Source organism: Vreelandella sp. V005, from assembly GCF_052645115.1.
In genome coordinates, this window is sequence record NZ_JBQXYA010000003.1 from 20384 (window position 1) to 44971 (window position 24588).

Genomic DNA, 24588 nt, shown 5'->3' on the forward strand with positions numbered 1-24588 from the left:
CCTGAGTCGGTGCCGCTTGTCCTCAGCTTAGTCCTGTTTGGTAAGCTGCTCTCTTAATTGCTTGGGCACTTGTTTGATAATCAAGCGATCCTGGGCAGCATCGTACTCAATGCTCGAACCGAGCAGGTGGGAGTCAAAACTAATCGAGACGCCGCCTGCACGCCCGGTAAAGCGACGAAACTGGCTCAAGGTGCGCTTATCCGGCGGAATCTCCGGCGAGAGCCCGTAATCTGAGTTGCGGATATGCTCATAGAACGCTTTAGGCTGCTGTTCATTCACTAGCCCGGAGAGCTCTTCCAGGGTCATCGGCTCACCGCGGCGCAACTGCTCATTGGCGTAATCGACCAGCGTGTCAGTTTTTTCACGACTTACTTCGTCGTCGTAATCCTCTTTTTCGACGTAGTCGCTGAACGCTTTTAGCAGCGTGCGGGTTTCGGCCGGGGCATCGACGCCCTCTTCCATGCCCAATAAGGCCACCAAGCCTTCAGCGAGTTTTTTGCCGCCACGGTCTTTCAAAAACGAGACATACTGCGCACTTGGCGCATCGCTCTGCCATTGGGTCAGGTTGATGCGGGCCGCCAGGGTGATCTGGCTGGTGTTGAGCTGGGCCGCGGGCACCGCTTGGTGCGCGTGATCGATACCAACACCTTCACGCTGATGCACCAAGGCCATGAAAAGGGTTTCGGTATCGCCCTGGCGCTGGTGGCTGAACACTAAGTAACCACTCACTGACAACTGCTCTTGAAGCTGCTTTGCGAGCCGTTCGGCCAGTGCTATTGAGAGCTCGGCAAAGCTCTGCTCTCCGGCAAGGTAATTACGCAACCACACGGCCAGTGGCCCGGCCTGATCGCCCCCGTCAGCAAAGCGCCCCCAGCCTTTGGGCTTGGTGTTGTAGGTGTCGTTCAGCACACCGACTAGGCCCGCCATCACCGGATCGTCGCTGGGCGCCGCCGGTTCTGATTGGGGGGCGGCGGTTAGGGTTAGGCGTTCACCATCAAGCGTCGGGGCAAGACGGTGCACAATACTCTGCAGTAGCGGCATAAGAGTTGACTAACATCCAGGTTTAAAGAGAGAAGTAGCGACCGAGCTTACGGTTTAAGGCGGTAACCGGTGCGAAAAATCCAGCCAATCGTGGTAAGGCAGGCGACCAGGAACAGCGCAATCATGCCCACGCTTGCTGCGAGACTCACATCGCTAATGCCATAAAAGCTCCAGCGAAAACCACTCACCAGGTAAACCACCGGATTCGCCAGGGTAACGGTTTGCCAAAACGGCGGCAGCATATCGATGGAGTAGAAGCTGCCGCCTAAAAAGGTGAGCGGCGTGATAACCAGTAGCGGCACTAGTTGCAACCGATCAAAGCCATCCGCCCATATGCCGATGATAAAACCGAGCAGGCTAAAAGTGACCGCCGTAAGCACCAGGAAGGAGAGCATCCAAAACGGGTGGGCGATTTCCAGCGGCACAAAGAAATTTGAGGTCGCTAAAATAATCAGCCCGAGCAAGATCGATTTCGAAGCAGCCGCGCCCACGTAGCCAACGACGATCTCTAAATGCGAAATAGGCGCTGAAAGCAGCTCATAAATGCTGCCGGAAAACTTCGGAAAAAAAATGCCGAAGGAGGCGTTTGAGACGCTTTGTGTTAACAGCATCAGCATAATCAGCCCCGGCACGATAAAAGCGCCGTAACTCACGCCATTCACTTCGCTGATGCGAGAGCCGATCGCGGCACCGAACACCACAAAGTAAAGCGATGTGGAGATCACCGGCGAGACAATACTTTGCAGCAATGTACGGCGCGTGCGGGCCATTTCCGCCATATAGATAGCGCGAACGGGATGCAGGTTCATGCTCGCTCCTTAACCAAATCAACGAAAATATCTTCAAGCGAGCTTTGCCGGGTATTCAAATCCTTGAACGTAATCCCTTCCCGCTCCAGCGCGGTTAAAAATGCTGAAATAGCGTGGCCGTCCTCTTCCTGGCTGCCGTCGTAGGTATAAATCAATTCATACCCTTCCGCCGCCAAGCTAAGCTCGAAGTGGCTAAGCTGAGCCGGAATATCGGCGAGCGGCGTGTGCAGGTTCAGGATGAGCTGCTTGCTTCCCAGCTTACTCATCAAGGCGGCTTTCTCTTCTACCAGTACTAGTTCACCGCGATTGATGACACCGATACGATCAGCCATCTCCTCGGCCTCTTCGATGTAGTGGGTGGTCAGTATGATCGTCACCCCGTTGTCACGCAGTTGGCGCACGACCTCCCACATCTCGCGACGCAGCTCAACGTCGACCCCGGCGGTGGGCTCATCCAGAAACAGAATGCGCGGCTCATGGGAGAGCGCTTTGGCGATTAGCACACGGCGCTTCATGCCACCCGAGAGTGTCATCAAGCGGTTGTTGCGCTTATCCCAAAGCGCCAGCGATTTGAGCACTTTCTCGATATGGGCTGGATTGGGCGCTTTGCCAAACAGACCACGGCTGAAACTGACGGTGTTCCAGACGGTTTCAAATGCTTCGTTGGTCAGCTCTTGAGGCACTAGCCCAATGCGCTCGCGGGCTTGGCGGTAGTGGGTAATATTATCGAACCCATCGACCAGCACATGGCCAGCGGTCGGATTGACCAAGCCACATACCACGCTGATTAGGGTGGTTTTGCCCGCCCCATTGGGGCCTAGCAGCGCAAATATTTCACCGCGCTGTATCGTTAAATCAATGTGGGTTAACGCCTGAAAGCCACCCTCGTAGGTTTTGTTCAGGGCGTTAATGGTAATAATCGAGTCGTTCAAGGCGTACTCCTCACACCGCGGCTTGACCACCGCGGTGCTTGACGGCCTTTTAGGCGAAATTAATAGCGTTTGGTTAAGAAAAGTTAAGTGCGGCTGGTGACTTCGAGCAGGTGATAACCAAACTGGGTTTTCACCGGACCGTGCACTTGGCCAACCGCGTCATTGAAGACGACCCTATCGAACTCAGGCACCATTTGGCCGGGGCCAAAACTGCCGAGGTCGCCGCCTTGACGGCTGGAGGGGCAGCTGGAGTGCGCTTTGGCGACTTCAGCAAAGTCGCGGCCATTTTCGATCTCTTGCTTGAGTGCTAGGCACTGCTCTTCGCTGCTGACTAGAATGTGGCGGGCGCTGGCTTGTGTCATAAATTGCTCCTGACTGAGTAGGTTCTGAGAATCATTCGGGGCAGTAGTTTACCACGGCTTACCCAGGGCGCCGCTATAACGCAGCGCTTCACCGACACTGGCCAAGGCGCGTTCATGAGCGCTTACCGCCGCCGGCCCGCGAGCACAGCTAACGATCACCCAAGGCCCTTGGGTGGTCGTCTCAGCACCAGCACGCTCGGCAATACCGGCATCGCAACTGCGCCGCTGCTGAGTGCCGGTTTTATGGGCGAAGCTTACGCCGCTGCCCAGGCCCGCTTTAAGACGCCGCTTACCGGAGCGGGTTCCCTGCATCACCGCTAATAGCGTTTGTCGCTGCTCGGCGCTTAAGTCTTCCATGCCGCCGTGCAGGCTAGCCAGTAGGTCGCCAAAGGCGCGTAAGGTGCCCACGTTTTCGCCGGTGGCTTCATAGGCATCAAAGGCGTGATCGTAATCGGGCTGAGTGAAAGATGCTGTGCTAACGCCTAGCGCGCGGGCTAACGCCTGGGCGCGCTGGCTTACCGGATGCTGTCGCAGGGCGATAAAATCCATGCCGCCAAGCGTCCGAGCATCCGGGTGCAGCTCGCCATAAACACCTTGGCGGACGCCGACCAGTTTTGAGATAAGGCCTATATCGTCGGGATTGCCACCGCTTGCCGCGATCATCGTACGCGCGCGCTGATTCACCGCTTCAAGCCCTACCCGATCGATCAACATATCGGTGGCAGTGTTATCGCTGACGGTGATCATCTGCGCCAGCAAGTAACGAATAGAGATAGGCGTACCGGGATCGTGCCAATTGGTGGGCCCCGCGCCATCGACAAAGTCACTTTGGGCAAGCGTTAGCCGCTCATCCAGCGTCAGGGCGCCTGCCTGACGTTCGGCCAGCACCTGCGCCGCCACCGGTATTTTAATCAGTGAGGCTAAATACCACGGGGCATCGGCACGCCAGGAAAATGCTTCACCACTGGCAAGGTTTTGTACGTAAACGCCGAGCTCACCTTCAAATACACCTTCGATAGCCTGCAAACGTGCAGTTAAATCGCCCTGCCAGGCGCTCTGCTTATCGACTTCATAGTACCAATTCGTCTCGTACCTCTGGGCCTGCACGGGTAGTGTCATCAGCAGCACTACAGCCAAAAGAGCGCGTTGAATCCAGTGTCGCAAATCGTAAGCTCCAGCCATTATTAATCGCGGTTAACGGTGATTCGCCATCCAGCGGGTCAGCCAAATCCACGCCGCGGCGCCCAGTATCAACAGCCCGCCTACGCCCAGTGCCTGTGGATAGCTGTACACTCCCTCGCCTTCCCACAAAAAGCGCAGCACCAAGAAGATCATCACGATATGAAAAATAAACGCTTTAAGGGCATCTGAACCGACCATCGTCAGCGGTAAAAGTGCCTTGGCAGCTTTGGCGCCACCGGCTAACGCGAGGGCTAACAGTACTAGCGCACCGCCCAAGCTAAACAGCATGAACTCAAGCCCTGGCGGGTGTTTACCGACATTGTTGGCGACGGCCACCATCGCCGCGTTTACATCGCCACTGGCAAACGCCAGTGCATAAAACCCCGCCACCATTAGCGCCCCCAGGCCCAGTAGCGTCAGCACCAAGCGTCGCCGAGAGGTCGGTTCAAAATAGCAGCGGAGTAGCGCTTCGCCGATAAGCAGCCCGACTAGAATCATCGGTGCACGGCTGATCTGGCCCCAGGCGTAGTGGTCTTCATGATCTACCAGCAGCGCTTTGAGAATGTCGTTGCCACCAAAGGTAAGATGCTGCAGCCAAATAGTCAGCGCGGCTAATGCGCCAATGGTGGCGAGTCGGCTCCACAGCGGTGCCCGCGCCCAGAGCGGCAGTATCAACGGCACCCAGAGCAGCGCAATGGCGTAGAAACCTAAGATTTCGACCCAAATCGCAAAGCGGCCATACAGCAACGCATCGACGATCTCGCTGGGCGGATAAAACGGAAGCATCTCAAAGACAGTCAGCGCCTTGTACCAGAACCACACTTCCACGGCGCGCAGCCAAAGTTTGAGCCGACGTTTTGGCCAGTCATCGCTCTGGGTGTGAGAAAGAAACGCCACTGCCAGGGCAATGCCAAACACCATAATGAACAGCGAAGAGGAGAATTTGGTCAGAAAATGAATGGGCACCATTCCCCAATCAGGCACATTGCGGATACCGACGAGGCCACTGACAGCGTGGCTTACGATCATCAAGCCAATGGCTAACCCGCGCGCCAAATCAATCGCTTCTATACGGCCTTCCGCTTTGGGCAGGTGGGGCTTTTCATTCCATTTCAGCGTCGTCCAATTCAGCGGCATCGAGACATCCTTGTGGGGTTCAAGGATCAAATCATTACGCAAAACGAGGCGTTACACCATAGCCGGCAGAGCGTCTCTAACCCCACCCCGCATCTACCGCCAACTCCTGACCAGTGATGGCCTGACTTTCGGCACTGGCTAAAAACAGCACGGCGGGGGCGATATGTTGGGGCTCAAGGCGCATTTTTAGGCACTGACGCTCTTGAATAGTCACTTCATCTTCGGGGCTAATCCATTTTTCGAGCTGCCGCGCTGTCATCACTGCGCCAGGCACCAGCGTATTAACGCGAATATTGTGCTCGCCCAGTTCCCGGGCCAAGCTGCGGGTCAAACCGTGTACGGCCGCTTTGGCTGTTACATAAGCGGGCAAACCGCCCAGCGCCATTTGCACGCTAACCGAGCCAAAGTTGATGATCGAACCACCGCCGGCTTGCATCATCTGTTCAGCGGCCGCTTGAGCGGCAAAGAACATCGGCCGCAGATTGAGCGACATACGCTCATCCCAATAGGCAACATCGACATCCTGCCAAGCGTGACGATCATCACTAGCGGCATTGTTAATCAGGGTATGGATTGGCCCGAGGTGCTGGCCGGTCTCGGCGATAACCTGCTGTAGGCTTGCCACGTCGCGAATATCACAATGGTGAAAGCTCGGCGCTTCGCCGGTCTCGGCTCGGAGCTCTTCGACCAGCGCCTCACTGGCCTCATCGTTAATATCGACAAACACCACCCGGGCACCCTGATGATGAAAGGCGCGGGTAAGCGAAGCTCCGATGCCACTCCCACCGCCGGTAATAAAAACCACCCGCTGCTCAAGGCTCGCATAGCGCGCTGAAGGTTGGTTCATAGGTGTCTCTCTTCCATTTATTGTTATTGCCGAAGACCGTTTCTACATATCCACCCACTGCCCACCGGCGGCGGACGAGGCCAGTGCACGGGTAATGAACGTCAAACCATCGACACCATCGGTGACGCCGGGTGTTGGCATTGCCAATGCGTGGGTACTTTCCCCGCGTTGATGGGCATGAATTTGCACAGCGAAATCACGGTAGAGCTGGGCAAAGGCTTCGAGATAGCCTTCAGGATGCCCTGGTGGAATACGCGCGGCTGACAAGGCGGCATCCCCCAGGCCTGGGCCGTTGCGGATCAATAGCCGCGTGGGCTCACCCAGCGGCGAATGCTCCAGCTGATTAGGATTTTCCTGGCGCCAGGCAAGGCCACCAAGGCTTCCATAAACGCGTAGCTGCAGGCCGTTTTCGTTGCCCGGTGCGACCTGGCTCGACCATAGCATGCCCCGCGCGCCGCCCTTGAAGCGCAGCAGCATATGTACGTTGTCATCCAACGCTCGCCCTTCGACAAAGGTGTGCATATCGGCGGCGAGGGATTCCAGTTGCAACCCGGTAACGTAGCGCGCCAGGTGGTAGGCGTGGGTGCCGATATCGCCTAAACAACCTGCCGGGCCGCTGCGTTTGGGGTCGGTGCGCCACTCGGCCTGCTTCACCCCGCTCTCTTCTAAGCGGGTGGAGAGCCAGTCTTGCGGGTACTCCACCTGGACCACGCGCAGCTCGCCCAGCTCACCGTTGGCGATCATCTCTCTAGCCTGGCGAACCAGCGAGTAGCCGGAGTAGTTATGGGTCAAGCCGAAGAATAGCCCCATGCTTTCCACCAGCTCGGCGAGGGTTTGCGCCTCGTCCAGGGTGATCGTCATTGGCTTATCGCAGATCACGTGAAAGCCCGCTTCGAGAAAGGTGCGCGCTACGTCGAAGTGCACATGGTTGGGGGTCACAATGGCGACCACATCAATACCATCCGGCCGCTTGCGCTCAGCTTCGGCCATGGTTTGGTAATCGGGGTAGGCGCGTTCGGCGTCCACGTGCAGTTCTTCGGCGGCGGCCCGGCTGCGCGCAGGGTCAGAGGCAAAGGCCCCGGCAACCAGTTCGTAATGGTCATCCAACCGTGCGGCGATGCGGTGCACACCGCCGATAAACGCTCCCTGGCCGCCGCCCACCATACCCAGGCGCAGCCGACGCGGCGTGTCGTGTTGATTGCTCATGTCTTGTTGCCCTCCGCTGTCGTTGAATTAATTAAGGCACGTTATCGAAGACCGAGGATGCGGCGATTGGCAGCGTCGTCAGACCCGCCGCTGGCAAAGTCGTCAAACGCCCGCTCGGTGACCTCAATAATGTGGTCGCGAATAAAGGTCGCGCCTTCGCGGGCGCCGACTTCGGGGTGCTTCAAGCAGCACTCCCACTCCAGTACCGCCCAGCCGTGGTAGTCGTTGGCCGCCATCCACGAGAAGATCGCCTTGAAGTCGATCTGGCCGTCGCCCAGGGAGCGGAAACGACCCGCTCGCTCTGTCCACGACTGATAGCCGGAGTAGACGCCCTGTTTGGGGCTGGGGTTAAACTCGGCGTCCTTAACGTGAAACATCTGAATATGATCGCGATAGACGTCCAGAAAGCCACGATAGTCGAGCTGTTGCAGAATCAGGTGGCTGGGGTCATAAAGAATGTGGCAGCGCGGGTGGTTACCAACTCGCTCAAGGAACATCTCAAAGGTGATGCCGTCGTGGAGATCTTCGCCGGGATGGATCTCGTAGCAGAGGTTCACCCCTGCCTCGTCAAAGGCGTCCAGGATCGGACGCCAGCGTTTTGCCAGCTCGTCGAACGCGGTTTCGATCAATCCTGCCGGGCGCTGGGGCCAGGGGTAGACGTAGGGCCACGCCAGCGAGCCCGAAAAGGTGCCATGGTCGGTGAGGCCGAGGTTTTGCGATGCCTTGGCGGCCAGCTTTAGCTGTTCGACGGCCCACGCCTGACGCGCTTTAGGGTTACCACGCACTTCGGGCACCGCAAAGCCATCGAACATCTCATCATAAGCGGGATGCACCGCCACCAACTGCCCCTGTAGATGGGTGGAGAGTTCGGTAAGCGCCAAGCCATGCTGGGCCAGAGTGCCTATTACTTCATCACAGTAAGTGCGGCTCTCCGCGGCGCGTTTTAAATCGAACAGGCGGGCATCCCAACTGGGAATCTGTACGCCCTGATAACCCAGCCCCGCCGCCCAGCTGGCAATGCTGTCGAGGCTATTAAAAGGGGCTTCGTCACCGGCGAACTGGGCGAGAAAGAGCGCTGGCCCTTTGATGGTTTTCATAGGACTCTCTCAATATCGTTTGGATTCAGTGCTGGGGTAGGCGCGGGAGGAAGTGATGCTTGTTACCCGCGCCTATTAATGACTACTCAATCAATAAGCCATCAACACGCGATCAGAAAGGCGAATCGGGGAAGTAGTACTGCTCGGCGTTCTCCTGGGTAATCAGCGGCGAACCCAGAATGTATTCGCCCAGCACGGGGCCATTGGAGACAAAGTGCTGAACGGTCAGATCCATGGCGGTGGCAATCATCGCGGGCGGATAGAGCACATCCACCGGCACCAGCTCATCACCGTCCATGACTCGCTTGATGATGTCCTTCATGCCCGCGCCGCCGACGATAAACAGCTCGTCTTCACGATCCGCCTGGCGCACCGCTTCGATGACCCCTAGAGCGATATCGTCATCCTGGGCCCAGACGGCGTCGATATTGTCGAAGCGGGATAGGTAGTCCTGCATGACTTCAAAGCCATCGTCACGATTCCAGTTGGCGTGCTGCATATCGAGAATATTAACGTTGGAACCTTCGATCGCCTCTTGGAAACCTTGCACCCGTTCGTCGTCAATCACCGTGGGAATACCACGCAACACCACAATGTCGCCTTCACCATCTAACTGTTCACGTATGTACTCGCCGGAAACACGGCCTAGCTCGTGGTTATTGCCCGCGACATAAAGGTCTTCGATGCCCTCTTCCGTTAGCCCGCGATCGACCACCGTGACGAACACGCCGGAGTCTTTAACCCGGCGCACCGGATCGGTCAGCGGGCCCGACTCAAACGGCAGCACGACTAAGGCATCGATGTTGCGCAGTGAGACTAAATCTTCCAGGTCATTGGCCTGCTCACCGGCCGTGCCTGCGGTGGAGATGGTGATTTCAATATCCGGGTAGAGTGCCTCAAGGCGTTTCTTGGCCTCTTCGGCATGGTAGTTAACGCCGCCTGTCCAGCCATGCGTGGCGGCAGGGATGGAAACACCGATGGTATACTCCTGGGCAACCGCGGTGCCGGAGAGTGCAATTGTTGACGTGAGTGCTGCGGTCGTCACGCAGGCCTTCACTGCTGTCTTGATGGTTCGCATGGTGATGCTCCTTTCGTGTTTGTACTTGTTATGTTTCGCTGCTTGTCGTTAATGTTGCGCTGTTAGCGAGTGAGTCTATGGTCCTGTTTTCCTCCACGATGCACGCTGCAGATAGACCGCCACAATGATGATGATCCCCTGCACCGTGCCGTTGAGATAGTTGGAAATGGCGTCGGTCAAATTGAGAATATTGCCAATCATAGTGAGCATGATGGCGCCCACCACCGTGCCCCAAATGCGCCCATGCCCACCCTTCAACATGGTCCCGCCAATAATCACCGCGGCAATCGCTTCAAGCTCCCATAACACCCCGGTAGCCCCCGAGGCAGAGCCCAAACGCGGCACATAAATAATCGTCGCCAGCGCCACACACACGCCTTGCAGCATGTAGGTCAGGGTTTTCACGCGATCCACATGAATGGCACTGTATTCGGCGACTTTTTCATTGGAGCCAATGGCAAAGCAGTAGCGCCCAAAGCGGGTGTAGTTGAGCAAGATGTAACCGATGACGGCCACTGCCAAAAACACCCACACGGGGATAGTGATGCCCAAAAAGCTGCCGTAGTAGACCGGGCGGTAGATATCGCGCACGGCCCAATCCAAGGTAAGGGTGCCGCCGTCTGCAAGGTAGGTCACCAGCGAACGGTAAATCCCCATGGTACCGAGAGTGACAATAAACGCTTCGATCTTGCCTTTCGTCGTCACGATGCCGTTGATAAAGCCGGCGCAAATCCCCAGCAACAACGAAGCGCCAATACCCAGCAGTATAGTGGTCCACCCCGCACCGAACTGCTCGATGAGGCTATTCATTAAAATAATCATCACCCCGGCAATAAAGGCCGCCATGGCCCCCACCGAAAGATCCAACCCACCGGCGGTAATCACGAAGGTGGCGCCGATGGCGATAATGCCGATAAAGGCACTGCGGGTGAGCATGTTCGAAAGGTTATCCAGCCCCAGAAACGCCGGGTTAATCAGCACGCCCAGTAGCCCTAAAGCCACCAGCGCCACAAACGGCCCCCAGGTTTTCAGGTCAATCGCGAAGCCTTTTTGAGTAATCATTTTATTAGCTGCTTTATTAGTCGTTTTGTTATTAGCCATGGCGCTGCTCATCGACCCCTACTCCTTTAATACCGGATGCGTACTGCATAATTTCTTCTTCATTAATTTGTTCGCCTTCAATTACGCCAGTCAGCAAGCCAGCACACATCACCGCCACGCGATGGGATAGCCCGATCAGCTCGCCCATCTCCGACGAGATCAGAATCACCGAGCAGCCTGAATCCGTTAACTCACGGATAAAGTGATAAATCTGGTGCTTGGTGCCTACATCAATGCCCCGGGTCGGTTCATTGATAATCACGATTTCGGGATCGATGGACATCACTTTGGCGAGCAGCAGCTTCTGTTGGTTGCCGCCGGAGAGCTCAGCGGCGGTGCGTGCAGCGGTGCGCAGTCGAATATCGAAGCGCTCAATCGCCTGTTGAAAGGCTTGCTCTTCACGTCGACGATCGATCAGCGGGTGGCAATGAGCGCGCAGGTTGAGCAAGGTAACGTTGGAGCGCAGATCCATATTGAGCACTAAGCCTTTGCCCTTGCGATCCTCGGTGAGATAGGCGATGCGCTGGTGCACCGCATCGCGCAGGTGGCGCATGACCACCGGCTGGCCGTTGCGCAGCACCTGCCCAGCGCTTTTGCGTCGCAAACCCAGCACCGCTTCAATCAATGCGGTGCGTCCGGCCCCCACAATGCCGCCAAACCCCATCACCTCGCCACGGCGCAGGGTAAAGCTGGCGTGCTTAACGGCACCGGGCACTACCATATCGCGCACTTCCAATACCACCGGCGCATCGTCAGGAAGGTGGGTACGCGGCGGATACATTTCCGTGATCTCACGCCCCACCATCAACCGCGCCAACTCCTCTTTGCTGCGCCCGGCCATGGGGCCGCTGTCCACCAAGTGGCCGTCACGCAAAACCGTCACACGGTCAGCGATTTGCTCGATTTCACGCAACTTGTGGGAGATATACAAAATGGCCACGCCCCGCTGGCGCAGGCGGTCGATCAGCGCAAACAGCACCTTTACTTCGTTTTCAGTCAAGGTGGCAGTGGGTTCGTCCATGATCAGCACGCGTACATCACGGGTGATCGCCTTGGCGATTTCCACCATCTGCTGGTCTGAAGTGCTGAGATCTTTCACGCGGGCGCGTGGCTCGACATGCGTTTCAAGCTCCGCCAGCGCAGCTCGGCTACGTTCGCGCATGGCGCGTCGGTCTAGGAACAGCCCTCGACGCAGTTCGCGGCCCAGGAAGATGTTCTCTTCCACGCTGAGCTGTTCCGCCAGTGCCAGTTCCTGGTGAATCATCACCACACCGTCATCTTCCGCCTCACCGCTGGAGCGGTAATGTCGTTGGCAGCCGTCCACCAATACGTCGCCAGAAGATGCGCTAAGGTAACCTGCCAGAATTTTGACCAGCGTCGATTTTCCCGCGCCGTTCTCGCCCAGCAAGGCATGCACTTCGCCCGCCTGCAGATCGAGATCAACGTCGAATAAGACCTGGTTATTGCCAAATGAGCGGCAGAGTTTGTGCGCTGATAAGAGCATGGAGCCACCTATCGTTACTGTTGTTATTATGCGTTAAGGCTTTCTCACATTATTTGCTGTCGTGCGATGCTTTATTTACTTTAGGTGCTAAAATAAATAAATGCATATGCAACTTAGGTCGCATTTTGCAATTTTTCACCTCAAACAATAACGGCATTTTTATGGCGCTTACGTCGACTGATACCAGCCGCTATGACAACACGCTGGCGGTTATCCGTACCCTGCGAGACCAAGGGCCGGTTGCACGTGTTGACCTGGGTGCGCTGAATGGCATTAGCTCTGCCACGGTGACCTCCATCAGCGCCGAGCTGCTTCAGCAGGGCCTGATCAATGAACGCCCACCCGAAGCACACCGCCCCTCTGGGCGTGGGCGACCCAAGACGCTGGTTGAGCTCAACCCGCAAGCGGCCTGCGTGGTATGCATCAAGCTATCGATCAACGAGCTCCAACTGGTGGTGGGCGATTTTTCAGGCCAGGTACGCCATAGCGAGCACCACGCACTGCCCACCCTGACGCTGAGCGCCGACGACCTGGAAACGCTGCTGAAAGAGAAGATCAGCGCTGTTTGCGCGCACCAGCTAAATGGATTTCAACGTTTGGCGGGGATCTGTTTGGCCGTGCAGGGGGTGGTATCTTCGCAAAGCGGGTCGATTATTTGGTCACCCGCTTTAAGCTTTCGCAACGCGCCAATATCGGCACGTCTTGCCGAGCGGTTTCACTGCAGCGTACTGCTGGAAAACGATGCCAACTGCATTGCCAGTGTGCTTGCGGCACAGCCCGCCTACGCAGACTGCCCCAACTTGGTGGTCATTATGCTGGGCTACGGCATCGGTATGTCAGTATTGATTAACGGCGTGCCTTACCTTGGCGCCAATGGTTCAGCGGCGGAGTTTGGCCATAGCAAATATCACCCGGATGGTGCCCTGTGCGCCTGCGGAAAACGGGGATGCATTGAAGCTTATGCCAGCGACTATGCGCTCTATCGCGCCGCCGCCGACCATATAACATTACCTAGCGGTGGCGACAGCGCTCACCCTTCAGAACAGCAGATGCAGGCGCTAACCCAACAGGCGTTGAACGGCGACCCAGCGATGCAGCGTATCTACGCCGAAGCGGGCCGGGCGTTGGGCTATGGCATCGCCAATATCCTGGCGCTCTTTAACCCCGATCTGGTGCTGATTACCGGTTCCGGCGTGCGTGGTTTTGACGCCATGCAGGCCGCCATGCATCACGCCATCGATGATGCCCTGGTGGCCGAGCTAAGAGGTACCACCCGTATCGAAAGCTGCGCCTGGGATCGCGACATGACCTGCATGGGCGGCATCGCCATGGCGCTATACGCCACCGATGCCCAGGCGCTATCAGAGAGTCAGGCCAGCTCCGTCAGTTAATGCGAATGGCGCGGTACGTCAGACCCCCGACAGCCCACCAGGAAGTCGAAGTCACAGCCTTCGTCCGCTTGCAACACCCGCTCGATATACAGCTGGCGGTAGCCGCCCTGACTGGCGATCAGCGTCGAGGCGGCCGTTGGATCACTTTCGGCCAACCGCGAGGCCAACTCTTCATCGCTGAGTTCCAGATGCAATCGGCCGCTTTCGCAGTCAAGCTCGATCCAGTCGCCGTTGCGTACCGCGGCCAGCGGGCCGCCCGCGGCGGCTTCGGGTGCTACGTGCAGTACCACCGTGCCATACGCCGTGCCGCTCATGCGCGCGTCGGAAATACGCACCATGTCGGTGATACCTTGGGCGAGGATCTTAGGCGGCAGACCCATATTGCCCACCTCAGCCATGCCGTGATAACCGCGGGGGCCGCAGTGTTTCATGACCAGAATGTCGTTGGCTTCTACGTCCAGGTCCGGGTCGTTGATGCGTGCCTTGTAGTCGTCGAAGTCTTCGAATACCACCGCGCGACCACGGTGCTGCATCAGCTCGGCGGTGGCCGCCGAGGGCTTGAGCACGGCACCGTTGGGGGCCAGGTTGCCGCGCACCACGCAGATGCCGCCGTCCGCGGTAAGCGGGTTATCCAGTGGGCGGATGACCTCGTCGTTATAGAGTGGGGCGTCTTGAACATTCTCCCAGATCGTTTTGCCGTTGACGGTGAGCGCGTCCTTGAAGGGCAGCCGGCCGGCCTCGCCCAGGCGTCTAAGCACCGCAGGCAGGCCACCGGCGTAGTAGAACTCCTCCATCAGAAAGCGCCCCGAGGGTTGCAGATCAACCACCGTGGGCGTACCGCGCCCCACCCGGCTCCAGTCATCCAACGTTAGATCGACACCAATACGGCCAGCAATCGCCTTGAGATGAATCACCGCGTTGGTAGAACCGCCGATGGCCGCGTTGGTGCGGATGGCGTTATCGAACGCTTCCTTGGTGAGGATTTTGGAGAGCCGCAAGTCTTCGTTGACCATCTCGACGATGCGGTTACCCGATAAATGGGCGAGCACGTAGCGGCGGGAATCGACGGCCGGAATCGCCGCGTTGTGGGGCAGCGAGGTACCCAGCGATTCGGCCATGCAGGCCATGGTGGAGGCGGTGCCCATGGTATTGCAGGTACCCGCCGAACGGGACATGCCGGCTTCCGCGGCCATAAAGTCGTGGAGCGATATCTCACCGGCTTTGACTTGCTCGGAGAGCTTCCAGACCACGGTGCCGGAGCCAATGTCCTTACCCTTGTGCTTGCCGTTGAGCATCGGCCCGCCGGTGACCACGATGGTGGGAATATCGCAGCTCGCCGCGCCCATCAGTAACGCCGGGGTGGTTTTATCACAGCCCACCAGCAGCACCACCGCATCGATGGGGTTGCCGCGAATCGCCTCCTCCACATCCATGCTGGCCAGGTTACGGGTGAACATCGCCGTGGGCCGCAGGTTGGACTCGCCGTTGGAGAACACCGGGAACTCCACGGGATAACCGCCCGCCTCCAGCACGCCTTTCTTCACGTGCTCCGCCAGCTTGCGAAAGTGCGCATTGCAAGGCGTTAGTTCCGACCAGGTATTGCAGATGCCGATAATTGGCTTGCCCTGAAACTCATGGTCAGGGATGCCCTGGTTTTTCATCCAACTGCGGTACATAAAGCCGTTCTTGTCGGCGGTACCAAACCACTGGGCAGAGCGTAAGGGCTGCTTGCGATCGGACATAGGGAACTCTCCGTAAAAACCGGGAAAAGTGTGGCGATAAATAGTGACAAAAAAGGCAGTAAAGCTTTACGCGTCAGGCCCGTTGACGGCGAGTGTGTTTCCAGCGGTCAAACATCACCGCCAGCAGTAGGATTCCACCGCGCACTAGGTATTGGTAAAAGGTGGGCACGTTAAGCAGGCCCATGGCGTTTTGTACGCAGCCCATAATCAGCACGCCAACTACCACGCCGGTAATTGTCGCCACGCCGCCCGACAGCGCTACGCCGCCGAGTACGCAGGCGGAGATCACCGCTAGTTCCAGGCCCATGGAGGTATTGGGATCGCCCAGCCCCATGCGCGAAGCCAGCAGCACCCCCACTACGCCAGCCACCACGCCCTGGAGACCGAAGACAATAATCTTGAGGCGGCGAACGTTAACCCCCGCCAGGGCGGCGGCCTCTGAGTTACCGCCGGTAGCCAGCACATTGCGCCCGAAGGCCGTCATATTGAGTATCACGCCAAAGATCACAAAACAGGCCAGCATGGTCCATACCGGCAGGGTTAGACCGAGAAAGGAGGCGCTGCCAAGGTCAAAGAAACCCGGCACGGTAATCATCACGGCGTCGCCGCCAGAGGTGATGTAAGCCAACCCGCGCACAAACTCCATCGCCGCCAGCGTTGCGATCAGCGAATTGATGCCGAACTTGGCAATGACTAGACCGTTAAAGGCGCCTACCGCACCACCCGCGACAATACCCCCAATCACGCCGATAAAAACGCTACCGGTGCTGGTGGTCACCGTCGCTGCGACCACCCCTGCAAAGGCCACCGTGGAAGCCACCGAAAGGTCCACCTCACCCAGCGCCAATACCAACATCATGGTGGCGGCTAAACTGCCGATCAACGTTACCGACAGCAGCAGCCCGACCATGTTGCGGCCGGTTAGGAAGTCGGGGATGAGCACCGCTAGAGCGATAAATAACAACAAAAAGATCGCAATCATTCCCGAGGTATCGAGCAATGTACGTAACGGCTTGATAAGCCCTTGGCGCCCCGCCGGGCGAGCGGGCGCTTTAAGACCAGCGCTTTGGGTCACATCATTGGTTGTCATGGTGTTTGTCCTGAACTTGTTCTTTTAAGAGCGAGCGTGCTGAAAAAAAACTGACTTAGGCTGGCAATGCCAACCCCAGCAGGCGTTCGGGGGTGGCCGATTCCCGCGGCACCACGTCCACCAGTTCCCCGTCGCGCATCACCGCGATGCGGTCACAAATGGAGCTGACTTCCGCGAGATCGCTGGAGATCACCACCACGCTTTTGCCTTGTTCGGCCAGGTCGTAGAGCAGCGAGTAAATATCCCGCCGCGCACCGACATCAATCCCTCTGGTCGGTTCGTCCATCACGAACAGGTCGATCTCTTCAGCCAGCCAGCGGGCCAGAATCACCTTCTGCTGATTGCCCCCTGAGAGCTTGCCAATCGGCGTTCTCGACCCCGGCGTTTTAACGCTGAGTTGCTGGATATACGTCTCGGCATTGCGCCGTTCACGGCCAGGGTGGCGGAACATACCCCAGCGTTTGAAAAAGCGTCGACAACTGATATTGAGGTTGTCGGCGACGCTGGCCACCGGGAAGATACCCTGTGACTTACGATCCTCCGGGCACATGGCAATACCGGCGCGGATGGCATCCTGCGGGCTTTTAAACCGTCGCACCTCGCCGTTGAATTGCACACTGCCTGCCTTGGGGGACTCGACCCCGCAGACCAGCCGCAGCAACTCGCTGCGTCCGGCGCCGACTAAACCAAACAACCCAAACACTTCACCGCGCTTAACGGAGAAACTGACAGGTGCCTTGAGACCGCGCCCCTGAATGCCCTCGACGTTCAAGATCACGTCGCCATGTTCGCGAGGGCGATAGCCGTAAACATCGTTGATATCCCGGCCCACCATCTCACTCACCAAGAGGTCGTGGTTTAGTTCCGACATATCTTCATGGGTGCGAATATGCTGGCCGTCACGGAAGATAGTGACCGCATCGCACATATCAAACACCTCCTCCATGCGGTGGGTCACGTAGAGCACCACTCGCCCCTCGTCGCGCAGCCGTTTAACGATGCGCTTTAGCTGGCGAGTCTCTTGAATGGAAAGGCTGCTGGTAGGTTCATCAAAGGCGATAATCTTGGCGTCGCGCAGCAGTGCGCGGCCAATCTCAATCATCTGCTGTTGGCCGATCGAGAGATCGCGCACCTTGGTCGAGGGGTGGATATTCCCCTCACCAAGGTCGGCCAGAATCGCCAGCGCTTTTTCGCGCAACTGGCGACGGTTAACAAAGCCTCGCCGCGTAGGCAGTTGGCCCAGCAGCAGGTTCTCGGCCACCGACATATTGGGCGAGAGCGTCAACTCCTGGTAGATGATGGCGATCCCTTCCCTCAGTGCTTCACGGGCATTACTGAACACGTGGCGTTGGCCGTTGATCCACAGCGCGCCCTCCGCTACGCGATTAACGCCGCTCAACACCTTGAGCAGAGTGGATTTACCGGCGCCGTTCTCGCCCATTAGCGCATGCACTTGGCCGGTGTGAGCCGCGAAGCTCACACCATCCAGCGCCCGCACGCCAGGGAAGACGACGCTAATCGCGTCGAAACGTAGATAAGCATCAGACATGCTTCAAGACTCCCGCGGTCACTTATCGTTACAGACACCGTTTTCTTATAGACCCAGGTCTTCGCGCACTTCCTGCCAGTTCTCACGCGTCATCAACACGCCTGAGGTTTCGGTATTGGCCGGCGGTTGTTTGTCTTCGCTAATCCAGCGATAGAGATCTTCAGCGGTCTGACGGCCGTGCATGGTAGAGCTAACTGCCACAGTGCCATGAAAGCCAGTAGGGTTATCGCGTGAGAACTCAGCAAAAGCAGCACCGGAGCCGTTGATACCTACACCGATCACGTCTTCAGGCGCTAGGCCGTACTGCTCAGTGGCACGAACACCACCCAACACACTTTCCTCGTTAAGGGCATAGACCACCCAATGCTCATAATCGCCACGTTGGGAGAGCACCGGAGATGCCGCCGAAAAGGCGCTGGCGGTATCACTGTTCTGCTGGGGTGCATCGAAGATGTTGCCTTCCGGGAAGCCAGCGTCAAGGAGCGCAGCGGTCGCACCATCAGTACGCTCAACGGCGGTGGGTAGTTCGTTATTGGTGATGCGTAGCGCGGCGACCTCTTCAGGATCCCAGCCGCGTGCTTCTATTTCCGCGGCAATCGCGTCGCCTACCTGCTGACCAATCTTATAACCGGACATACCCAGGTGGGGTACGCCTTCCATCGGTTCGCCACTCGAGTTAACGAACTGGTCATCTACGGTGACCACTTTCATATCGTACTGGTTAGCACGGTTCATGATCGCGGGCCCCAGGCGTACATCTGGCGGACAGATCACAAAGCCATCTGCCCCCTGGGCATAGAGGTTATCAATAGCGGTAAGCACCTCCTGGCCGTCTTCGCCGCTCAAGCGCACCACGTCGAAGCCAAGCTCTTCACCGGCTGCCGTGGCTGCTTCCTGTTCATTGATAAACCATGCCTGTTCCGGCTTTTTAACGATAAAGCCGATCTTCACCTCATCCTCTTGCGCCTGAACTGAGCCTAACGAGGCCAGCATAATGGCACTACCGAGAGCCAAACGCGTAAAGGTGGTCGTCAATTTCATGGTGCTACTCCTGCGATGTTGAGCGTTGTTTTTATTGCTACTTCATTACCAAGCACGACAGCGGGTAAACGTAGTGATGTATCGAAATTACGAATCAACGTCTTGCTGTGTGGCAAAGCGGTATACCGTGCGGGAACGATAGGTCTCGCCTGGTTCTAGGATCGTGCTAGGAAACGCATCCTGATTGGGGGAGTCGGGGTAGTGCTGAGTCTCTAATGCAAAACCGGAGCGCTGCTCGTAGGCCTGGCCCTGCTTACCGGTCAGGCTGCCGTCAAGAAAGTTGCCGGAATAGAACTGGATGCCTGGCTCGGTAGTAGAGACTTCCACCAGCCGGCCACTCTGCGGCTCCCATACTTTGGCCGCCAGAACCAGTTCATCCGATGCAGCGTTATCGCGATCAAGCACGAAGTTATGGTCATAACCACCGCCAACAGCGAGTTGCTCGTTATCCTGCTCGATCCGCTCACCAATGGGCGTTGCCTCGGTAAAGTCGAACGGCGTACCTTCTACCGAGCGGATTTCACCGGTAGGAATCAGGGTGTCATTGACCGGGGTCAATTCAGACGCATTGATCATCAAGCGATGATCGAGAATGGTGTCGCTCCCCTCGCCCTTGAGATTGAAGTAGCTGTGCTGGGTAAGATTGACCGGCGTTGCTTTGTCCGTCACGGCACGGTAATCCACCCTTAGCTCGTCATTATCGGTTAGCGTATAGGTGACTTCCGTCTCCAACCGGCCGGGGTAGCCCTCTTCGCCATCCTCGCTGGTATAACGCAACACCAGCCCCGACCCTGCCTCATTCTCAAACGGTTCAGCCTGCCACAGCACCTTATCGAAACCTTGATTGCCGCCGTGAAGGTGGTTACTGCCATCATTCGTCGCTAGGGAGTAGGTCTCGCCGTTGAGAGAGAACTGGCCACCCGCGATACGATTACCGTAGCGGCCAATGATGGCACCAAAGTAGGGGTTAGCGTTGCGGTATGCCTCGGAGAGGTAGCTATCCAGGGAGTCAAAGCCCAGGACGATGTCGTCGAACTCACCCTCCAAGTTGGGCGTTTTCAGCGACACGATGATGCCGCCGTAGTTGATCACCCGCAGCTCGATACCATTAGCGTTGGTGAACTGGTAGACATCGACTTGGCGCCCATCGGGTAGGTGGCCAAAGACAGCGGGTTGCATACCTCTTTCGCCGCCGTTAGCCGGTTTGCTTTCAGAGCTGTTCTGCGCCTGCACTACGTTTGATATCAGCATCGCGGCAACGGCACTGAGCAGCAGCGTCGAACTATTTTTCAAGCGTTGGCTGTACATGAGAGGCATGATCTTCCTCCTTGTTAATCACTGTTTGTTGTTGTTAGCACGGCATGGTCACCGTTAATACACCCTCTACAGTAGAGAGTTCCGGCATAACCAACCAATATACAAATGCCACATAAGCGATATACTTCTAAGTATCAATAACAAAGCAAGGCTTATCCCATGGGCGTTCTCGGTGAGAACTGGTTTCTAGACGTGCGACTAAAGTTGCGCCATTTCCAGCTATTTTTAGCCCTTGATGAACATCGTAACCTTCACCGTGCCGCGACCCAGCTCAAGATGAGTCAGCCCGCGGCGTCCAAGCTACTCAGTGACCTGGAAGCCAACCTGGGCATACGGTTATTTGATCGCCATCCGCGCGGGCTCATCCCCAATTGGTACGGCGAGATCATGATTCGCCACGCCCACAGCATGCTCTCGGCACTGCACCATACCGGCGAAGAGTTGAATGCGCTCAGCGCAGGCAGCGCGGGCACGGTAGCGGTTGGCACCGTCATGGCCCCGGCGGTGACCCTGCTTACCAGCGCCATCGAACGGGTGCACCGCGACCGGCCTGGCCTAAAAATCAGTGTCGATGTCGATGTCAGCAAAGTGCTGGTGCCCCGCCTGCTCGAAGGCGAGCTGGATTTTGTGATTACCCGTATTCCTGCTGGGGTGGATACCGAGCGTTTTGTCTTTGAGGAAATTGGCGAGGAAGAACTCTGCTTTGTATGCCGCAAGGGCCATCCGTTATCGGATAAAACGGCGCTGGCACTGGCGGATATGGCGACCTACCCATGGTCACTGCAGCCCGCTGGCGCGCTGATGCGTCAGCGGGTGGATAGCCTATTTCTGCACCATCAGGTCGTCCCACCCCGCCAGATCGTCGATACCGCGGATCTGCTGCTCTCGCTGGCGCTGGTGGATAAATCCGACACCATCACGGTCACCACTCGGGAAGCCGCCGATCTGCTCTGCCCACCCCAGCGCTTTCACCTGCTGCCCTTCAGCGAAACGCTGAGCGTACAGCCCTATGGGCTGGTCAGCCTTCGACATCAACGTCTCTCCCCTGGCGCTGCGGCGCTCATGAGCACGCTGCGCGAGCTGATCGCCCAATCCAATTAATGCGAATGACGCGGTACGTCAGACCCCCGACAACCCACCAGGAAGTCGAAGTCGCAGCCTTCGTCCGCTTGCAACACCCGCTCGATATACAGCTGGCGGTAGCCGCCCTGGCTGGCGATCAGCGTCGAGGCGGCGGTGGGGTCGCTTTCGGCCAACCGCGAGGCCAACTCTTCATCGCTGAGTTCCAGATGCAATCGGCCGCTTTCGCAGTCAAGCTCGATCCAGTCGCCGTTGCGTACCGCGGCCAGCGGGCCGCCCGCGGCGGCTTCGGGTGCTACGTGCAGTACCACCGTGCCATACGCCGTGCCGCTCATGCGCGCGTCGGAAATACGCACCATGTCGGTGATACCTTGGGCGAGGATCTTAGGCGGCAGACCCATATTGCCCACCTCAGCCATGCCGTGATAACCGCGGGGGCCGCAGTGTTTCATGACCAGAATGTCGTTGGCTTCTACGTCCAGGTCCGGGTCGTTGATGCGTGCCTTGTAGTCGTCGAAGTCTTCGAATACCACCGCGCGACCACGGTGCTGCATCAGCTCGGCGGTGGCCGCCGAGGGCTTGAGCACGGCACCGTTGGGGGCCAGGTTGCCGCGCACCACGCAGATGCCGCCGTCCGCGGTAAGCGGGTTATCCAGTGGGCGGATGACCTCGTCGTTATAGAGTGGGGCGTCTTGAACATTCTCCCAGATCGTTTTGCCGTTGACGGTGAGCGCGTCCTTGAAGGGCAGCCGGCCGGCCTCGCCCAGGCGTCTAAGCACCGCAGGCAGGCCACCGGCGTAGTAGAACTCCTCCATCAGAAAGCGCCCCGAGGGTTGCAGATCAACCACCGTGGGCGTACCGCGCCCCACCCGGCTCCAGTCATCCAACGTTAGATCGACACCAATACGGCCAGCAATCGCCTTGAGATGAATCACCGCGTTGGTAGAACCGCCGATGGCCGCGTTGGTGCGGATGGCGTTATCGAACGCTTCCTTGGTGAGGATTTTGGAGAGCCGCAAGTCTTCGTTGACCATCTCGACGATGCGGTTACCCGATAAATGGGCGAGCACGTAGCGGCGGGAATCGACGGCCGGAATCGCCGCGTTGTGGGGCAGCGAGGTACCCAGCGATTCGGCCATGCAGGCCATGGTGGAGGCGGTGCCCATGGTATTGCAGGTACCCGCCGAACGGGACATGCCGGCTTCCGCGGCCATAAAGTCGTGGAGCGATATCTCACCGGCTTTGACTTGCTCGGAGAGCTTCCAGACCACGGTGCCGGAGCCAATGTCCTTACCCTTGTGCTTGCCGTTGAGCATCGGCCCGCCGGTGACCACGATGGTGGGAATATCGCAGCTCGCCGCGCCCATCAGTAACGCCGGGGTGGTTTTATCACAGCCCACCAGCAGCACCACCGCATCGATGGGGTTGCCGCGAATCGCCTCCTCCACATCCATGCTGGCCAGGTTACGGGTGAACATCGCCGTGGGCCGCAGGTTGGACTCGCCGTTGGAGAACACCGGGAACTCCACGGGATAACCGCCCGCCTCCAGCACGCCTTTCTTCACGTGCTCCGCCAGCTTGCGAAAGTGCGCATTGCAGGGCGTTAGTTCCGACCAGGTATTGCAGATGCCGATGATCGGCTTGCCCTGAAACTCATGGTCAGGGATGCCCTGATTTTTCATCCAACTGCGGTACATAAAGCCGTTCTTATCAGCTGTGCCGAACCATTCAGCACTGCGTAGCGGACGTTGACGTTGGCCCATGAAGTTAACTCCTTGTTTTAGTTCGGTAACAGCTGACGGCCCAAGGACATATGTCGATACCGGTGGTGAATTGGCATGACACTAAACCACCCCCAAGAGATAGTCGACCATACAAAAGTATATGTTGAACAATTGCCCTTAATGTTCAACATTACCCCTTCGCCAGGGTCACTGACCCCGTTCACCACCACTTTTGCCACAACAAGAATCTTGAGGAATAGTGCCATGTTCACAACAAAATACAGCTTGCTACTCACTGGCTCAGCGCTGCTACTAGGCCTTTCAACCGCCCAGGCGGCCGAATACGAGTGGAAGTTTCAGGCATCCGAAACGTCGGGGGAGCCCAGCTTCAAAATCAAACAGGAGTGGGCTGATAAAATCACCGCGATGACCGATGGCCGGGTTGAGATCGAGGTAATGCCGATCAATTCCGTCGTCGGCCCTACCGAAACGCTGACTGCCGTTAGCTCAGGGATTCTGCAAGGGCATATGACCGACCCCAGCTACTTCTCTGGCCAGGATCCGGCCTTTGGCATGCTCGGCAACCTGGTGGGTGCATGGCAGAACCCTTACGACTTTTTAGAATTCATGAAGTACGGCGGCGGTGAAGAACTCTACAACGAGCTGGTCGAACCTTACGGTGCGCATTTGATCAGCGCCGCCACCTTTCCATTAGAATCAGTACCTTCCACGGTACCCATCGAATCCATCGCCGACTTTGAGGGCCTTAAGATCCGTGCGCCCCAAGGCATGGTGTACAACATCTTCGAGCGCATTGGCGCCACCCCGGTCAACCTACCGGGCTCTGAGGTGTATACCGGTCTGGAGAAAGGCGTGATCGACGCTGCTGACTCCACGGTGCTTTCAAATAATGACGCCATGGGCTTGCACGCTTTCGCTCCTTACCCGCTTTACCCAGGCTTCCACTCAATGCCGATGATCGCCGTATCGATCAATAAGGATATCTGGGATGGCCTGCCCGAAGAGCTGCAAACGACGTTAAATATCGCCTTTGACGGCATGGCCTATGACCTGATTGCGCGCCTCAAAGAGCAGGATATTGAGACCCTCCAGCGGCTTCAGGAAGATCCCGAGGTTCACCCCTTCGACCTTCCCGCTGAAGAGCGTCAAAAGTTCCGCACCGCGGCAGAGCAGGAGTGGCAAGAGTGGGCCGGCGAAAATGAAATGACCCAGAAAATCTATGACTCAGCGACCGCCTTTTTGCGCTCGCGCAACCTGCTCTAACGCCCGGCTCTCAATGCTGCCTCATTAACCTAACCAACGCAGCGCTCGGGCAAACGCCCCGAGCGCTGCGCGTA

20 protein-coding genes and 1 pseudogene are annotated in these 24588 nt (G+C 57.6%); 3 read left to right on the forward strand and 18 right to left on the reverse strand.

What is annotated here, in order from left to right:
• Nucleotides 1-27: 27 nt before the first annotated feature.
• The 12 genes and pseudogenes from ACUN8H_RS08705 to ACUN8H_RS08760 all read right to left on the reverse strand — a co-directional run bounded on the left by ACUN8H_RS08705 (nt 28) and on the right by ACUN8H_RS08760 (nt 12296).
• Nucleotides 28-1041, reverse strand: a complete 1014-nt coding sequence (locus tag ACUN8H_RS08705) for a nucleoid-associated protein (RefSeq protein WP_445531746.1) — start codon at nt 1039-1041, stop codon at nt 28-30.
• Nucleotides 1042-1088: 47 nt separating this feature from the next.
• Nucleotides 1089-1850 carry an ABC transporter permease gene (locus ACUN8H_RS08710; protein WP_445531747.1) on the reverse strand — a complete coding sequence of 254 codons (762 nt, stop codon included), beginning with the start codon at nt 1848-1850 and terminating at the stop codon, nt 1089-1091.
• Nucleotides 1847-2782 (reverse strand): ABC transporter ATP-binding protein, encoded by a 936-nt coding sequence (locus ACUN8H_RS08715; RefSeq protein ID WP_445531748.1) that lies wholly within the window; start codon nt 2780-2782, stop codon nt 1847-1849. Before ACUN8H_RS08715 ends, ACUN8H_RS08710 begins: the two co-directional genes overlap by 4 nt.
• Nucleotides 2783-2865: 83 nt before the next feature.
• Nucleotides 2866-3153 (reverse strand): annotated as a pseudogene (locus tag ACUN8H_RS08720) (peptidylprolyl isomerase); the annotation flags it as partial.
• Between the two features lie 39 nt (nt 3154-3192).
• Entirely contained in the window at nt 3193-4263 is a 1071-nt protein-coding gene (locus ACUN8H_RS08725; protein WP_445531749.1) for a serine hydrolase, read from the reverse strand.
• 75 nt (nt 4264-4338) lie between these two features.
• Nucleotides 4339-5463, reverse strand: coding sequence for a heparan-alpha-glucosaminide N-acetyltransferase domain-containing protein (locus ACUN8H_RS08730; protein ID WP_445531750.1), 1125 nt, complete (start codon nt 5461-5463; stop codon nt 4339-4341).
• Nucleotides 5464-5539: 76 nt separating this feature from the next.
• Nucleotides 5540-6310 (reverse strand): SDR family NAD(P)-dependent oxidoreductase, encoded by a 771-nt coding sequence (locus ACUN8H_RS08735; protein WP_445531751.1) that lies wholly within the window; start codon nt 6308-6310, stop codon nt 5540-5542.
• 42 nt (nt 6311-6352) lie between these two features.
• Nucleotides 6353-7516 carry a Gfo/Idh/MocA family protein gene (locus ACUN8H_RS08740; protein ID WP_445531752.1) on the reverse strand — a complete coding sequence of 388 codons (1164 nt, stop codon included), beginning with the start codon at nt 7514-7516 and terminating at the stop codon, nt 6353-6355.
• A 41-nt stretch (nt 7517-7557) separates the two neighbouring features.
• The gene (locus tag ACUN8H_RS08745; protein ID WP_445531753.1) at nt 7558-8613 is read right to left on the reverse strand and encodes a sugar phosphate isomerase/epimerase family protein; all 1056 of its coding nucleotides are present in this window, start codon (nt 8611-8613) and stop codon (nt 7558-7560) included.
• 112 nt (nt 8614-8725) lie between these two features.
• A complete protein-coding gene (locus ACUN8H_RS08750) occupies nt 8726-9691 on the reverse strand; it encodes an ABC transporter substrate-binding protein (RefSeq protein WP_445531754.1) in 966 nt (321 codons plus the stop codon).
• Between the two features lie 75 nt (nt 9692-9766).
• On the reverse strand, nt 9767-10792 hold the full coding sequence (locus ACUN8H_RS08755; protein ID WP_445531755.1) for an ABC transporter permease: 1026 nt from the start codon (nt 10790-10792) through the stop codon (nt 9767-9769).
• The gene (locus ACUN8H_RS08760) at nt 10785-12296 is read right to left on the reverse strand and encodes a sugar ABC transporter ATP-binding protein (protein ID WP_445531756.1); all 1512 of its coding nucleotides are present in this window, start codon (nt 12294-12296) and stop codon (nt 10785-10787) included. The genes ACUN8H_RS08755 and ACUN8H_RS08760 overlap by 8 nt, the downstream gene beginning before the upstream one ends.
• A 161-nt stretch (nt 12297-12457) precedes the next feature.
• On the opposite strand from ACUN8H_RS08760, the gene ACUN8H_RS08765 reads away from it, so the two are divergent.
• Nucleotides 12458-13687 carry an ROK family protein gene (locus ACUN8H_RS08765; RefSeq protein WP_445531757.1) on the forward strand — a complete coding sequence of 410 codons (1230 nt, stop codon included), beginning with the start codon at nt 12458-12460 and terminating at the stop codon, nt 13685-13687.
• Here the strand turns inward: ACUN8H_RS08765 and ACUN8H_RS08770 are convergent.
• The 5 genes from ACUN8H_RS08770 to ACUN8H_RS08790 all read right to left on the reverse strand — a co-directional run bounded on the left by ACUN8H_RS08770 (nt 13684) and on the right by ACUN8H_RS08790 (nt 20426).
• Complete coding sequence (locus ACUN8H_RS08770; protein ID WP_445531758.1) at nt 13684-15429, reverse strand: IlvD/Edd family dehydratase; 1746 nt, start codon at nt 15427-15429, stop codon at nt 13684-13686. The genes ACUN8H_RS08765 and ACUN8H_RS08770 overlap by 4 nt on opposite strands.
• A gap of 73 nt (nt 15430-15502) precedes the next feature.
• Nucleotides 15503-16519 (reverse strand): L-arabinose ABC transporter permease AraH, encoded by a 1017-nt coding sequence (araH, locus tag ACUN8H_RS08775; RefSeq protein WP_445531759.1) that lies wholly within the window; start codon nt 16517-16519, stop codon nt 15503-15505.
• Nucleotides 16520-16574: 55 nt separating this feature from the next.
• A complete protein-coding gene (gene araG / locus ACUN8H_RS08780) occupies nt 16575-18068 on the reverse strand; it encodes an L-arabinose ABC transporter ATP-binding protein AraG (RefSeq protein WP_445531760.1) in 1494 nt (497 codons plus the stop codon).
• A 45-nt stretch (nt 18069-18113) separates the two neighbouring features.
• Nucleotides 18114-19109: an arabinose ABC transporter substrate-binding protein gene (locus ACUN8H_RS08785; RefSeq protein WP_445531761.1), complete on the reverse strand. Its 996-nt coding sequence runs from the start codon at nt 19107-19109 to the stop codon at nt 18114-18116.
• 87 nt (nt 19110-19196) lie between these two features.
• Entirely contained in the window at nt 19197-20426 is a 1230-nt protein-coding gene (locus ACUN8H_RS08790) for an aldose epimerase family protein (protein WP_445531762.1), read from the reverse strand.
• A gap of 159 nt (nt 20427-20585) precedes the next feature.
• Between ACUN8H_RS08790 and ACUN8H_RS08795 the strand changes: the two genes are divergently transcribed.
• A complete protein-coding gene (locus ACUN8H_RS08795) occupies nt 20586-21527 on the forward strand; it encodes a LysR substrate-binding domain-containing protein (RefSeq protein ID WP_445531763.1) in 942 nt (313 codons plus the stop codon).
• Here the strand turns inward: ACUN8H_RS08795 and ACUN8H_RS08800 are convergent.
• On the reverse strand, nt 21524-23269 hold the full coding sequence (locus ACUN8H_RS08800; RefSeq protein ID WP_445531764.1) for an IlvD/Edd family dehydratase: 1746 nt from the start codon (nt 23267-23269) through the stop codon (nt 21524-21526). The two genes, ACUN8H_RS08795 and ACUN8H_RS08800, sit on opposite strands and share 4 nt — an antisense overlap.
• A gap of 225 nt (nt 23270-23494) precedes the next feature.
• Between ACUN8H_RS08800 and ACUN8H_RS08805 the strand changes: the two genes are divergently transcribed.
• Nucleotides 23495-24514 carry a TRAP transporter substrate-binding protein gene (locus ACUN8H_RS08805; RefSeq protein ID WP_445531765.1) on the forward strand — a complete coding sequence of 340 codons (1020 nt, stop codon included), beginning with the start codon at nt 23495-23497 and terminating at the stop codon, nt 24512-24514.
• Nucleotides 24515-24588 lie beyond the last annotated feature (74 nt).

Coding starts and splice junctions, on each gene's coding strand:
- ACUN8H_RS08805 (WP_445531765.1), top strand. CDS start 23,495: ATGTTCACAACAAAATACAGCTTGCTACTCACTGGCTCAGCGCTGCTA.
- araH (WP_445531759.1), bottom strand. CDS start 16,519: ATGACAACCAATGATGTGACCCAAAGCGCTGGTCTTAAAGCGCCCGCT.
- ACUN8H_RS08735 (WP_445531751.1), bottom strand. CDS start 6,310: ATGAACCAACCTTCAGCGCGCTATGCGAGCCTTGAGCAGCGGGTGGTT.
- ACUN8H_RS08745 (WP_445531753.1), bottom strand. CDS start 8,613: ATGAAAACCATCAAAGGGCCAGCGCTCTTTCTCGCCCAGTTCGCCGGT.
- ACUN8H_RS08705 (WP_445531746.1), bottom strand. CDS start 1,041: ATGCCGCTACTGCAGAGTATTGTGCACCGTCTTGCCCCGACGCTTGAT.
- araG (WP_445531760.1), bottom strand. CDS start 18,068: ATGTCTGATGCTTATCTACGTTTCGACGCGATTAGCGTCGTCTTCCCT.
- ACUN8H_RS08770 (WP_445531758.1), bottom strand. CDS start 15,429: ATGTCCGATCGCAAGCAGCCCTTACGCTCTGCCCAGTGGTTTGGTACC.
- ACUN8H_RS08710 (WP_445531747.1), bottom strand. CDS start 1,850: ATGAACCTGCATCCCGTTCGCGCTATCTATATGGCGGAAATGGCCCGC.
- ACUN8H_RS08785 (WP_445531761.1), bottom strand. CDS start 19,109: ATGAAATTGACGACCACCTTTACGCGTTTGGCTCTCGGTAGTGCCATT.
- ACUN8H_RS08755 (WP_445531755.1), bottom strand. CDS start 10,792: ATGGCTAATAACAAAACGACTAATAAAGCAGCTAATAAAATGATTACT.
- ACUN8H_RS08760 (WP_445531756.1), bottom strand. CDS start 12,296: ATGCTCTTATCAGCGCACAAACTCTGCCGCTCATTTGGCAATAACCAG.
- ACUN8H_RS08730 (WP_445531750.1), bottom strand. CDS start 5,463: ATGCCGCTGAATTGGACGACGCTGAAATGGAATGAAAAGCCCCACCTG.
- ACUN8H_RS08765 (WP_445531757.1), top strand. CDS start 12,458: ATGGCGCTTACGTCGACTGATACCAGCCGCTATGACAACACGCTGGCG.
- ACUN8H_RS08740 (WP_445531752.1), bottom strand. CDS start 7,516: ATGAGCAATCAACACGACACGCCGCGTCGGCTGCGCCTGGGTATGGTG.
- ACUN8H_RS08790 (WP_445531762.1), bottom strand. CDS start 20,426: ATGCCTCTCATGTACAGCCAACGCTTGAAAAATAGTTCGACGCTGCTG.
- ACUN8H_RS08725 (WP_445531749.1), bottom strand. CDS start 4,263: ATGACACTACCCGTGCAGGCCCAGAGGTACGAGACGAATTGGTACTAT.
- ACUN8H_RS08750 (WP_445531754.1), bottom strand. CDS start 9,691: ATGCGAACCATCAAGACAGCAGTGAAGGCCTGCGTGACGACCGCAGCA.
- ACUN8H_RS08800 (WP_445531764.1), bottom strand. CDS start 23,269: ATGGGCCAACGTCAACGTCCGCTACGCAGTGCTGAATGGTTCGGCACA.
- ACUN8H_RS08795 (WP_445531763.1), top strand. CDS start 20,586: ATGGGCGTTCTCGGTGAGAACTGGTTTCTAGACGTGCGACTAAAGTTG.